Source organism: Mucilaginibacter sp. Mucisp73, from assembly GCF_059491465.1.
This window is the reverse complement of the sequence record NZ_CP168507.1, coordinates 3,355,483-3,368,137: the sequence shown is the minus strand read 5'-3', so window position 1 is coordinate 3,368,137 and position 12,655 is coordinate 3,355,483. Positions and strand designations below refer to the sequence as shown.

Genomic DNA, 12,655 nt, shown 5'->3' with positions numbered 1-12,655 from the left:
AATCCTTTTTGTTGTAAAAACCAAAAAACAAGGCTATGAAGCCATAGCCTTGTTTTTAAAGTGAATTATATAGGGGTATTATTTATCCCACCATACACGTGATGAAAATTTATCACCACCAGATAATGATTGAACTCCGCTTGCCAAACCATTAGGGTTTGTTGATTGGAGCGTAATTGGATAAATTACACGACGCGGGATCTCAGTATCAAACTGAGATGGATATTTAACTGGGGTTAAGACAGGGAAACCTGATCTTCTCCAGTTTGTCCAATTTTCGTTGAACATAAATAGTGTTGAAGTTTCAACCCAATATTCGGTATTAATTTGCTGCAAAGCTGATGCACCAAGCGGGTGGGTGGCAACATACGCAGTTATCGCAGCGTCGCTGATAGTGGCGGCTGTATTAATCTGCGCTATTGACTTCATATCGGCAGCTAAGGCGTTAGCATAGTGTGTAGCCGCGCTGCCGCCTACGCTCCAGCCCCTTGTCGCTGCTTCGGCCAATAATAGTTCAGTTTCGCCGTAAGTTAAAAGCATATTGATAGTGCTTCTGTCAACCGGGTTAATATTACTTGATGATGTATAATAAACCTGTAAACGCGGACGTGAATATTTACCCAACGGAGCGGGGGCATCTTTTTCAACAGCTGGATCAGCAGGCGTTGCTCCTGGATAATTCGGATCGGTAGTTACATCGGTAGAACCGCCGTTTAAGTCCAGCCCGTTTGGTAAACCAATTTGTTTTGAATAGCTGTTATCACCTGCTACGGTTTCGGTTTCATTTGCTTTTTTACCATTACCTGTAGCAATTTCGGCAATCGCGCTAACACGAGGATCTGTTGTTGATTTCATAAAACTGATCAGGGTTTTTGACCAGCGTACTTCGCGAAAATCATCCACAGTTAATAAAGCGTTAACTATAGCGTTTGCATAATTGTCAGCATAATCGGTTTTTACTTTCGCGTTATCATCAATACTTACCATAGTACCGGCCGCAGCGGCCTTCTCAACATATTTTTGAGCTGTCGCCGGGTCAACTTTAGTTAATCTCATAGCTACGCGTACCATTAATGAGTAACCAAATCTTTTCCATTTGTCAATGTCGCCGCCATAAAATAAATCAGAACTTGGCTTGTCTTTGGCTGAATTCAAAGCGGTTAGGGCCGCATCGAGATCGGTTAACATAGCTGTATAAATAGCCTGCTGTTTATCGAACTTAGGGAAGAAAACGCCTTGTTTAGCCTGGCCTGCTTCTGAGTAAGGCACATCACCATAAGTATCTGTTATACGTTGTACAATCAATACTTTCATAATGGTGGCAATATTGTTCAGATTGTCATATCCGGTTTTGCCTTTGGTTAGATTTTTTATTTCCTCTACGTAGGTTTCAGCACCATAACCTTCGCTGTAAACGCGACCTATGTAATCGTTAAACGATCCGCTTTGCTGGTATTTATCTCCGTTGCCATAGTAGCTGAATGTTGACGCCAATGACTGTGTCCACATACTTTGAAACAGCAGCTGTGAGTAACCCGTTTGCGAATAATTCAATTGTGCCTGGGCCAGCAAAAAGTTTGGATTAAACTGATCGGCTGTCGTAGCGTTGGGGTCGGTATTTATCTTAGTGAAGTCCTTGGTGCAACCTGTTGTAAACAACGTTGCTGCCAGGCAAAGGCCACTATATATAAGTCTCTTTTTCATCTCCGTTATTTTCTAAATTTAAAGTTAACATTAATACCGAATGTGCGGGTTGCGGGTAAGCTGGTGCCTTCAATGCCTGCATAGTTGATATTGTTTGAGAAGCCTGATTCTGGATCGATGTTATCAGAATGTTTCATGATAGTCCAAAGGTTACGACCTACTGCAGAAACCGTGATGGCGTTGAATGGTGATCCATTCAGGAAACTGCTGGTAAAGGTGTAGCCAAAAGTAACCTGGCGTAATTTGATAAAATCGCCGTTTAACACGTTAAGTGCTGAAACATTGTATAAACCTTTTTGGTAGTAGTCCTGCGCGTCAACACTTTTTGTATTTGGAGTACCTGCTTCGGTAACACCTTTACCAACCACGCCGCCTTCACGTCCGTCCAGAGTGATTTTGTTTAAACCGCGGAAGATACTGTAAGCATTGGTTGCAGACAGAATTTTGCCACCGAAACGGTAATCAACAAGGAATGACAGGTTGAAGTGTTTGTAGCTGAAGTCGTTGTTTAAACCACCATATATTTTTGGTACGGTTGAACCCATTGGGATACGGGCCGTGGTTTCAGGATAACCGTTTGCATCAAAAATAATGTTGCCACCCGAATCGCGTTTGTAATCGTTAGCCATAATTTGAGGGCCAGGTAAGCCAACAACATAAGCAAGGTTAGCATTCAATGGCCTGTAAGTACCTAAGGTTTGTGTAGTACCGAAGTCGTCTGTTTTTAACACTTTGTTTTTAACATAAGTAAAGTTAACTGACGGCGACCACGAGAAAGTTGAAGTTTGTACAGGGGTACCTTTAATCTCAACTTCTACACCGCGGTTTTGGAATGATTGTGTACCTATAAGGCGGGTGTTGAACCCTGCTGCCGGGTCAAGCTGGCTGCGCAACAGTTCGTTATGTGTTTTTCGGCTAAAGTAATCAGCGTCGACACTTAAACGACCGTTAAAGAATTTCAACTCTGTACCAATTTCCAACTCGTCAAGCGTGTATGGTTTTAAATTAAGGTTATACAAATCGAGCGAGTAATTTCCAATGGTAGTACCGTTGATTTGATTGCCTAAGTTATAGTAAGCCGATGTGCTGTACGCTTTGTCAGGCTCACCACTGGTTTTAGCATATGATACACGTAGTTTGCCAAAATCAAGTGTAGGAAGCTTCAACAGATCTGAAAATAGGAAGCTTGCTGAAACCGAAGGCGTAAAGATGCTCAGGTTATTAGCCGGAAGCTTTGAATAAGCATCATACCTGCCGGTTGTGCTCAAAGTAAGGAAGCTTTTAATGTTGAAATCGGCCGTATAATATGCTGAGTGAACTTCTGATTTGTTGAATTGATAGTTTGCGGCGTTTTTAACACTTACGTTACTATAGCTGTAGAAGAATGGCAGTGTAAACGGACCACCACTTAAGCTTGTGTATTCGTACTGGTTTTTGCGAATGTTGGCACCTGCCGAAAAGTCAAAAGCAAGTAAATCTTTCACAATAGTATGTTTTACACCTACTAAACCGTCGGCGTTTAACTCAAAGCTTTGCGCGGTTGATTGCTCATCCAAACCACCCATTAAACCGGTGTAATAAGCAGTGCCGGTAGGAGTAACTTTAAAGCGGCTATCGTTAATGTTATCATAACCTAAACGCGCCTGCGCGTAAATCCAATCGGTAAAGTTATAACGAGCAGTTAACGAAGATATTAAACGCTTACGACCGGTATTATTTATAAAGTTGTTGGCCGCGAAGTAAGGGTTGGTAACATAAGGGTCATCTGTCCATACTTGTTCATAGCCATTAGCCGCTATGCCCGGGCTTAAGATAGATTGATTGATGTTTGGCGCAAGGAACCAGATGTTGTTAGGGTTACCCGGACCGTCGCTCAGGCTTGGCCTGTTTTTTGAATTTTCGATCAAATAGTTGGCAACCACAGCTATGTTCAACTTCGATGTAACATTTTGGTTTACGTTTAAGTTGAATGTTTTCCTGCCTAAACTGCTGTTGCGTATAATTGAACCTGCATTCAAATCAGAAACTGACAAACGGAAGGCTCCGTTTTCGCCACCACCATCAAATGATACGGTATTAGTATAAGTGTTGCCTGTACGGTAAAAGTTTTGCAGGTTATTGGTACCTGCTGCGGAGTAAGGATACGATTTGCCATCAAACTGTATAGTTGAAGAACCATCCAGTTTTGAACCCCATGCTAAACGGCTTGATTGCTGCGCACCATCAACGGAGGCAGGCTTTACGCCATGTTGTCCCTGGCCATAGGTGGTTTGAAAATCAGTTGTGTTATTAACTTTATCGGCCTGGTAGTTGGTATTAAATTCAACACCGAAGCCTGAATTTTTCTTGCCGCCCTTAGTGGTGATCAAAATTACGCCATTTGATGCACGGCTACCATACAGCGCAGATGCCGACTGGCCTTTCAACACGGTAATAGTTTCAACATCGTCGGGATTTATGTTGCTGATACCGTCACCGTAGTCGGCACCGCCCCATTCGCCCGATGAACCACGTTGGGTATTATCCATCGGTACGCCGTTAATTACAAATAATGGAGAGCCCGCGCCGCCGCTGGTAACGCCACGTAATAAAATACGAGCTGATGAACCCGGGCCACCGCTAACACCGCTAATGCTCACACCTGCAACTCGGCCTTCTAACGAGTAGGCAACGTTGGTTTCTTTAGCTTTATCAAGCAGGTCGCCTTTTACTGTTGTTACAGCGTAACCTAATTTTTTTTCTTCCTTTTTAATACCCAAAGCCGTTACTACTACCTCATTAAGGTTAGTGTTTGATTTTAGGGTAATGGTAATAGTTGATTTACCGCCTACCGCTACATCTACAGTTGCATAGCCTATGTAGCTTAAAGTTAATACAGCGTTAGGTTGTACATCAAGTGTAAAGTTACCGTTTGCATCAGTTTGAGTACCGGTGGTGGTACCTTTGATCCTGATGCTTACGCCTACGAGTGGTTCGCCTTTTTCGTCAGCAACCTTACCTGTAAGTTTAGCGAAGTTTAAGTTAAAATTATAGTTTGATTTAGCATTTGCTTTTGGCGCTTCAGCAGCCGAAGCCTGCACGTTCAAGAGCACCATACCTGCAAGGGCAAATTTACACAGGTTGAGGGATTGTGATACCCATGGCCTGTGTACACCCACCGGGTGTTTGAAAAATTTCATATTTTATTGAATTTAAAGGGAGTTAATAGCGAAGCGCCCTGGAAGCACAACGCAGTTATAAACATTCAAAAATCTTTTTCGGGGCAGTAATTCCCTCCGGGTAATTATCGCCTGTAGCGGGGAGAGTAAGCTTTTTTTACATAGGCATCAGTTTTCCTGGGTTTATTAATAATGTCATATAGTTTGGTTAATGATCACTGTGCTAAAGGAAAACTATCCTTTGTAGGGATGCACCTTAGTGATTTAAAGTGAGGACAATTAAATTTTAGTGATTGCCTACAAACCCATGAAAAATATTTTGCAATTATTAATTACCGGTATTTTAAACTGCTGTATGAAAAAAAGAGATTAGTAAGAAGTGGATTAGTATTGCCCGCTGCCTGACATGATCATGGATGCAAGCTGTTCGTCGCGGTCATAAATATCTTTGCGGAAATTGAGCCGGTTATTCCTGTCGGTAAAGGCGGTAAAATAGGCTATAAATACAGGCATCTTTTGTTTGAGTGTAACCTGCTGTTGTTTACCGAGATGCATGGCTTTATTAATGCGGGAGGTTGTCCAGGTGCTGTCGTATTTTAAAAGAAATGAAGCCAGTTTTACCGGTTCGCCAACGCGGATACAGCCGTGGCTAAACGCCCGGGACGATTCGCCAAACAACGACCTTGAAGGCGTATCGTGCAAATAGATACTGTAACTATTAGGGAACAGGAATTTTACCAGCCCCAAAGAGTTTGCCGGTCCGGGTTTTTGCTGAATTACCGGAAGTCCATTTTCCCGGCCGGTAATGACCATATTATGCTCGTTAAGATAATTTGGGTTGCTGCTCATGGCCGGCAACACTTCATTGCGCACAATACTTTCGGGCAGGTTCCAGTAAGGACTGAATACCACGTACTGCATTTCGCCGTAAAATATTACTGTTTGATGTACTTTTTCTCCCACCACCACATTGCAGCTCCATAATAAGCTATCGGCATGGTAAACGTGCAGTTTAAATTCTGGGATATTCACAGCGAGATAGTCGGTAGTTAAACTTACAGGCAGCCAGCGGCAGCGCTCCATGTTTACAATGATCTGTTTGATCCGCGACTTGAGCGGTACATTCATTTCGGCCATAGTTCCGGGACCGGGTAAGCCATCGGCGCTAAGGCCGTGCCTGAGCTGGAATTGGGTTATGGCTGCTTTGAACTCGTCATCAAACTTATTGTTGAGCGTATCGCCTTTAAAATCTTCCAGTTTATATAGGCGGGCTTTTATACTGGCAACTACAGCCGACGAGTCGCCGGGTTTGAGTTTTTTGCTGATAATAATTGGCTCCCAGTTCTCATGGGCATCAAGCCGGCGGTATTTGGCCAGGAAACTTTTTAGCAGGTCGTACTGACGGTATACCGGCTCGCTTATAGCAGGGCTTTGTTTCGAAGGTTTTTTTAAGAGCGTATCCAGATAATCATCATATGCTATCTTTTTGCGCGGCAGGAACCAGTTTACCGAACGGCTGACCGAATCGCTCATACCCCGGAAAGCCATTTTTGAAAACGCGAAATATTGGGCAGTGAGCATTAACTCGGTGCCAATATCAGGCTTTTTGACTCTTGTTTTTGAATGATCGTCAAATATCAGTGAGTCTAAATCTTTTTGATAGGGTATACCTTTATATATGCCTTCGTTTTGCAGGTTCATCAGCCTGTCGTTCAGGTTACCGGCCTGTTCAATTAAAGTGCCTTTTTCGTACCATGCATAGGCGAATTTACGCTTACGGTAAAAACTCCGCAGATCCTGCTCATAGGGAGCCAAAGCGGGGTGCTTTTGAAGAAATGTGACGATACGGGTACTGTCAAATACAACTTCAGTTTGATCACTAAAGTTACCGGGAATGGTTTTCGTCCACTCTTTAACCATTTTCTTTTTTAGGGAATCAGCTATATAATTGTGATGTTTTTTTCTGTTGTTTTTGCAGTTGGAAAGGACTAAAACACTTAAAACAAATACGATAATATATTGCGGTTTCAACCTGTTCTGCATAGCTAATTTATTAGTTATACGGAACGCAAATTACAAGGTTTTGTTTTTAGAAAGGGAAGGGCATTGAATGTTAGCCGATATAAAATGCCAAATAAGAGACAAGGTATTTTGAGGATAAAAAGGATTGAGAAATATTTTTCAATAAATTCTACTAAGTTTATAGATATTATAGTATATTTGTCATGTAACATTCAAAAACAGATGACGGGCAACAGTTTAATCAGCAGTAATAAATACACATCAGCTCAAAACCGGGGCGAAATGTACATGCCCATATGTTGCTGTTGTTGAAATTCTCTCCACCTCAGATAAGCTGTTACGCACCTTTAAATTTACTGACCTCAATTAATATATTTTTATGAACACATCCAGCAATAAACAATTAAGCAGCACCATCCCGCCGGGCTTGCTCATGCGTTACCGGGTAATTTATGGATTATGCCGTTGTTGTTGAACAATAAAGCTCAACTACAATTACCTTAAAACACTATCCATAACATCATAAATCTATTTTAAAATGCAAACCACAAATAATAATAAATATCCTTTTTTCGATCTGCTTGAAGTTGTTGCCGAACCCGATCTTAAGTTTCGTAAGCTGAAATCATTACATCCTGTAAAAGCGGGCAATTTGGTCCCTGAATTTAAGTTAAGTAACGATTATAGCCGCTGGCAGCAATTTTACAATGGCGCCGAAACACATGGCCCTATTTCGCAAAGGAATTTATTAAATAAGCCGCTGGTTATTTCTTTTTATTCGCGCTATTGGGGGCAGCAAGGTCTGGCGCAGCTTAAACAACTGAATAATTTGCAGCATGAGGTTAAGGCAAGCGGCGGCAACCTGCTTATCATTAGTGACGAACGTACCGAAGATCTTGAAAAATGGGCGTGGGAACAAAGCCTCACCCTTAATTTTTATCACGATGCTGATAAAGAAATTGCACAGCAATTCAGGGTGTATTCTGAGGATTACCCGGTGTGGGACAGGTTTTCGGGCATTGACGAAAACGCGCCGTTATTGGCCACCTATATTATTGAACCATCAAAACAGGTTATCTACAGCCATATCGACTGGGATTTCCTGGGTACTTTTTCTGCCGAAGACATCATCAGCACTGTTTATGAATCAGCATTGATCAGTAATAGCCGCAGATCGGCGTAAACACCAGAAGGTTAAGCGCCTTACACAATAGCAATCTTATAAGTGTTTACTGAGAGCACGTATAAGATTGCTTCTTACCTTCCGAATAATATCTTTATAAGTCTGTTAATTCAGGTGCCCACCCCGCAGCCTGGCCTTGTAATAACTTGGCGTAATGCCCTCTATCTTTTTAAATGCGCGGCTAAAGTAGTTAAGGTTATTGAACCCGGCTTTAAAACAGGCTTCAGAGATACTGTTATGCGGATTGTTCATGAGCTGCTTAGCTAATTGCAGGCGCTCTTTAATGATATAGTCAACCGGCGAAATCCCCAACTCGTGCCTAAACGCCCGGAAAAAGCTGGCTTTGCTCATAAAGGCCATCTGGCTCAATGCATCAATATTAAGCTTATCGCTTAAATGCACCCTAATGTATTCCAGTACATAGGCAAATCGGCTGCTACTTGATAACTCATGCAGGTTATCGCTGATCTCGTTAATGTTTTGCATCTGCATAATGCGGATTAGCAATTCTTTTAAAGTGAGGTTAGCCAGCACATCTTTGGTCAGCGCGTCGCCGGTACTGATGCGGATGAGTTTATTAATGAGCTGTGCCAGCTCATAATTATTAAAAAAGTGGAACTGGTTATAGTTCAGCTGCCAAACCCGCTTATCTTCCCTTGGGTAATTCTCATTTAAGAAATCAAGCGTATTGGTAATTTCCTGGTGGTTAATAGCCAAAGCGGTGCACTGTGATGGCTGGTTGATAGTAGCCTCCGGGAAATCAATTTTCATCGTAATATTTGGCGGTACTATAACGGTTTCACCGGGGAGATAATCAAACCCCGGTTTATCAAACAGGTGCATCACTTTTTTGCCGCGCAGCATGCTTGTTATTACCAGGTCGCTAAAAGTTAAGGGCACCAGTTCGCTGCGCTCAAAAGTTTCAAAAACGTTGAGTTCGCAATGGTTCATGGTATAAGCCCTGCGGTTTTCAACCAGGGTATTCAGTTCTTTTCCGTGTGAGAGGCTTAGTGGAGATAACAGGGTTTTGTTATTCATAGCCGTTTATAATTTATACCAAATTAGGCATACTTATCCTGATTAACAAGCGGGTGCAAAAAATGCGACCATTGTGCTATCATTTGAGAACATAATGCAAATGCCCTACAGCAAGGTAGCTCTACATTAGTGTTACCAAAAAACCATAAAAATTATGAGCGCTGTTTCTAAACCATCCTTCAAGGATAAATACGACAATTTTATCGGCGGAAAATTTGTCCCGCCGGTTAAAGGCGAATATTTTGATAACGTTTCGCCTATCGACGGCAAAGTATTCACTAAAGCTGCACGATCTGGAAAGGAAGATGTTGAACTGGCTCTTGATGCCGCTCATGCCGCATTCCCGGCATGGGGCAAAACTTCAGCCGCACACAGGGCATCGCTATTAAATAAAATAGCCGATGTTATTGAAGCCAACCTGGAGTTTTTAGCCGTTGTAGAATGCATCGATAATGGAAAGGCCATTCGTGAATGTCGCGCTGCCGACTTGCCGTTGGTGATTGATCATTTTCGTTATTTTGCCGGTGTTATCCGTGCCGAAGAAGGTGGGATTTCCGAGCATGATGAATATACCGTAAGTATTTGTTTAAATGAACCATTGGGTGTGGTAGGACAGATCATCCCCTGGAATTTTCCGCTGTTGATGGCTACCTGGAAAATTGCGCCTGCGCTTGCTGCAGGTAATTGTTGCGTGGTGAAGCCAGCCGAGCAAACACCAACATCCATTATGGTATTGATGGAATTAATCCAGGATATTTTGCCGCCGGGTGTTTTAAATATCATCACCGGTTTTGGTCCGGAGGCAGGTAAGCCACTGGCTTCATCTCCAAGGGTTGCCAAAGTTTCTTTTACCGGCGAAACCACAACCGGCCGCTTGATTATGCAGTACGCATCTGAAAACCTCATACCGGTTACGATGGAACTGGGCGGAAAATCACCAAATATCTTTTTTGAATCGGTAGCCGATGCCGATGATGAGTTTTTTGACAAAGCTGTTGAAGGCGCAGTATTATTTGCCCTTAACCAGGGCGAGGTTTGCACCTGTCCGTCGAGGATCCTGGTGCACGAAAATATCTACGATAAATTTATGTCGAAGGTGATAGAACGCACTAATGCTATCATTATGGGCAATCCCTTAGATGGCACCACAATGATGGGCGCACAGGCATCTAACGACCAGTACGAAAAAATTCAATCGTACCTAAAAATTGGGAAGGAAGAGGGTGCTGAAGTACTTTGCGGCGGTGAGATTAAAAAGCTTGACGGTGAGCTGGAAGGCGGCTATTATATCCAGCCTACGTTATTTAAAGGCAATAACAAAATGCGCATTTTCCAGGAAGAGATTTTCGGTCCGGTGGCTTGTGTAACTACGTTCAAAACTACTGAAGAAGCTATCGCGATAGCCAATGACACACTGTACGGATTGGGTGCCGGTGTGTGGACCCGCGATGCGCACGAGCTTTACCAGGTGCCCCGCGCAATACTGGCCGGCAGGGTTTGGGTAAATAATTATCACGCATATCCTGCACATGCGCCGTTCGGCGGCTATAAAAAATCAGGTTTTGGTCGCGAAAACCATAAAATGATGCTTGGTCACTATCGTCAAACAAAAAACATGCTGATCTCATATAATAAGAACAAGCTGGGATTTTTTTAATCCCGGCTTTAATTCCCCCCGTTCCCCAGACTTGCGAAGTTTCTGAAACTTCGTAAGTCTTTATGTGTTTGAATATTTCTTTACTTATTTGCTTCTTCGCGCGAAATTTGAAGACATGATCAAAAGAGTAACCATAACCCCCGAAGCTTCAAAGCTGATAGCCGAACTCAAATCCCGCTTTGGCGACCTGATGTTCCATCAAAGTGGTGGTTGCTGCGATGGCTCATCGCCTATGTGCTTTGAAAAGGGCGAATTTAAACTCGGCGGCAGCGACGTGAAAATAGGAGAGGTGGATGACTGTGAATTTTGGATGAGTAGGGACCAGTTTGAATACTGGCAGCATACCCAGCTCCAGCTCGATATTACCAAAGGCCGTGGTTCAAGTTTTTCGATAGAAATACCGACGGGTTTTAGGTTCATGATCCATTCAAGGTTATTCACTGAAGAAGAGTTGAAAGATTTAGAACCGGTGAGTTTTATAGATTAGCCCCCTCCAAATCTCTTATTGCTCTGCCTGCACCTTATCCAGCTTATCCATGATCTCTTTAGTATACTTTATTGATAAAGCTTTCTTAAAATACTTTTCAGCATTTGCTTTATCCCCACGGGCTAAAAAACAATCGCCCATGCTGTCATAAACGTTGAAGTTTTTCGGGTAATTATCTATATTGACCTGGAAGAACATGGCCGCCTTTTCATAATCTTTTTGTTGCAAAAACGCGTAGCCTATGCCATTCATCTCCGGCTCAGGAGGGCGTACGGTGTAACCCATTTCAGCGGACATCATTTTGTAATGGGCATCTATCATTTGTCTTAGCTGCACGGCATTATACTGTTTATCAAAATATTGGTTATAAGGCTGGTTTCGCGGAAAGCGGTTGTTTTTGAAAATAAACCGTAAGGCATCATATTCAGCATTGAATGAAACAGAATTATGATCGTCATCGGGATAATACTTTTTAGCCCATTGCAGATTGTTGGTTTTATTGACAGAAAGATCATCAGCCAGTTTCATGATCGACCGGATATGGTGTGATATTTCGGCCGTGTCCTTTTTTACTTGTATAGTATCCGTACCTGCATTCATCGTATTGGCAAAACCGAGGAAAAGCTTTTTACCGCCAAAATTCTTTTGCTTAAGGATAATAGTTGCCTGTTTAAGTAAATTATCGTTGTCATAAAACATGCTGGGATCTATAGCCACATAGGCATTAAAAACCTGTGTATGTTTTAATAATAAATTGATCACCGTTAATCCTCCCAACGAATGACCTATCATGGTGCGATAGGGAGCAGTTGGATATGCTTTGTCGATATATGGGATTAGTTCTTTTTCCATAAAGGCGGCAAAGTTTTCCCCTCCGCCTGATGACTTGTCCATAGCGCTGCTGGTAGGCGTAAGGTCCCGGGTACGATTTCCGGGTGTATTCAAAATGCCAACTATGATCATTTGCGGCAGCACCGTATTGCCTGCAGTTGCGCTAAGTTCTTTGATCATAGTAACCAGCGACATGAAATGATCATCGGCATCTAAAACGTACAAAACCGGAAATTCCGGTTTTGAAAAGTAGTTGGTATCATATCCTGGCGTATAAACCCAAAGTGGTCGTTTCTCTTTCAGGATGTTGGAATAAATGGTATCCACCCTCCCCAAAACTATAGGTTGCTGTGGTGGCTGCGCCTTCAACAGGTATGCAATGGTAAGATGAATGAGTATCAGGATAAGCTTTTTCATGTGGCTGTTGATTTTATGATTCAATGGTACAGCAACAATATGACCTTCAGAATTAAATGTGACGAATGTTGTCGTTGGCGTGACGGAAATAATTTGGAGCTTGTTTTCGTTTAAAAAAAGGACCGAAAACATGTCTTGGTAAGTTTTTGTTAGTTATT

8 protein-coding genes are annotated in these 12,655 nt (G+C 42.5%); 3 read left to right on the top strand and 5 right to left on the bottom strand.

The window, feature by feature from the left end:
* Positions 1-78: 78 nt before the first annotated feature.
* The 3 genes from ACEN82_RS14010 to ACEN82_RS14000 form a co-directional block, all read right to left on the bottom strand.
* Complete coding sequence (locus ACEN82_RS14010) at positions 79-1,704, bottom strand: SusD/RagB family nutrient-binding outer membrane lipoprotein (RefSeq protein ID WP_413320051.1); 1,626 nt, start codon at positions 1,702-1,704, stop codon at positions 79-81.
* 5 nt (positions 1,705-1,709) lie between these two features.
* A complete protein-coding gene (locus ACEN82_RS14005; RefSeq protein ID WP_413320049.1) occupies positions 1,710-4,883 on the bottom strand; it encodes a SusC/RagA family TonB-linked outer membrane protein in 3,174 nt (1,057 codons plus the stop codon).
* Between the two features lie 363 nt (positions 4,884-5,246).
* A complete protein-coding gene (locus ACEN82_RS14000; RefSeq protein WP_413320047.1) occupies positions 5,247-6,905 on the bottom strand; it encodes a L,D-transpeptidase family protein in 1,659 nt (552 codons plus the stop codon).
* Positions 6,906-7,422: 517 nt separating this feature from the next.
* Between ACEN82_RS14000 and ACEN82_RS13995 the strand changes: the two genes are divergently transcribed.
* Positions 7,423-8,067, top strand: coding sequence for a redoxin domain-containing protein (locus tag ACEN82_RS13995; protein ID WP_413320045.1), 645 nt, complete (start codon positions 7,423-7,425; stop codon positions 8,065-8,067).
* A 105-nt stretch (positions 8,068-8,172) separates the two neighbouring features.
* Here the strand turns inward: ACEN82_RS13995 and ACEN82_RS13990 are convergent, their stop codons facing one another.
* Positions 8,173-9,105 carry an AraC family transcriptional regulator gene (locus tag ACEN82_RS13990; RefSeq protein WP_129568699.1) on the bottom strand — a complete coding sequence of 311 codons (933 nt, stop codon included), beginning with the start codon at positions 9,103-9,105 and terminating at the stop codon, positions 8,173-8,175.
* A gap of 154 nt (positions 9,106-9,259) precedes the next feature.
* Between ACEN82_RS13990 and ACEN82_RS13985 the strand changes: the two genes are divergently transcribed.
* Both ACEN82_RS13985 and ACEN82_RS13980 read left to right on the top strand, forming a co-directional pair.
* On the top strand, positions 9,260-10,762 hold the full coding sequence (locus ACEN82_RS13985) for an aldehyde dehydrogenase family protein (protein WP_413320043.1): 1,503 nt from the start codon (positions 9,260-9,262) through the stop codon (positions 10,760-10,762).
* A 115-nt stretch (positions 10,763-10,877) separates the two neighbouring features.
* Entirely contained in the window at positions 10,878-11,249 is a 372-nt protein-coding gene (locus tag ACEN82_RS13980) for a DUF779 domain-containing protein (protein ID WP_413320041.1), read from the top strand.
* Between the two features lie 15 nt (positions 11,250-11,264).
* Here the strand turns inward: ACEN82_RS13980 and ACEN82_RS13975 are convergent, their stop codons facing one another.
* Positions 11,265-12,497, bottom strand: a complete 1,233-nt coding sequence (locus ACEN82_RS13975; RefSeq protein ID WP_413320039.1) for an alpha/beta hydrolase-fold protein — start codon at positions 12,495-12,497, stop codon at positions 11,265-11,267.
* Between the last annotated feature and the right edge of the window lie 158 nt (positions 12,498-12,655).

Excerpts from the sequence above, each read along its gene's own strand:
- ACEN82_RS14010 (WP_413320051.1), bottom strand. The coding sequence starts at position 1,704 with ATGAAAAAGAGACTTATATATAGTGGCCTTTGCCTGGCAGCAACGTTG.
- ACEN82_RS14005 (WP_413320049.1), bottom strand. The coding sequence starts at position 4,883 with ATGAAATTTTTCAAACACCCGGTGGGTGTACACAGGCCATGGGTATCA.
- ACEN82_RS14000 (WP_413320047.1), bottom strand. The coding sequence starts at position 6,905 with ATGCAGAACAGGTTGAAACCGCAATATATTATCGTATTTGTTTTAAGT.
- ACEN82_RS13995 (WP_413320045.1), top strand. The coding sequence starts at position 7,423 with ATGCAAACCACAAATAATAATAAATATCCTTTTTTCGATCTGCTTGAA.
- ACEN82_RS13990 (WP_129568699.1), bottom strand. The coding sequence starts at position 9,105 with ATGAATAACAAAACCCTGTTATCTCCACTAAGCCTCTCACACGGAAAA.
- ACEN82_RS13985 (WP_413320043.1), top strand. The coding sequence starts at position 9,260 with ATGAGCGCTGTTTCTAAACCATCCTTCAAGGATAAATACGACAATTTT.
- ACEN82_RS13980 (WP_413320041.1), top strand. The coding sequence starts at position 10,878 with ATGATCAAAAGAGTAACCATAACCCCCGAAGCTTCAAAGCTGATAGCC.
- ACEN82_RS13975 (WP_413320039.1), bottom strand. The coding sequence starts at position 12,497 with ATGAAAAAGCTTATCCTGATACTCATTCATCTTACCATTGCATACCTG.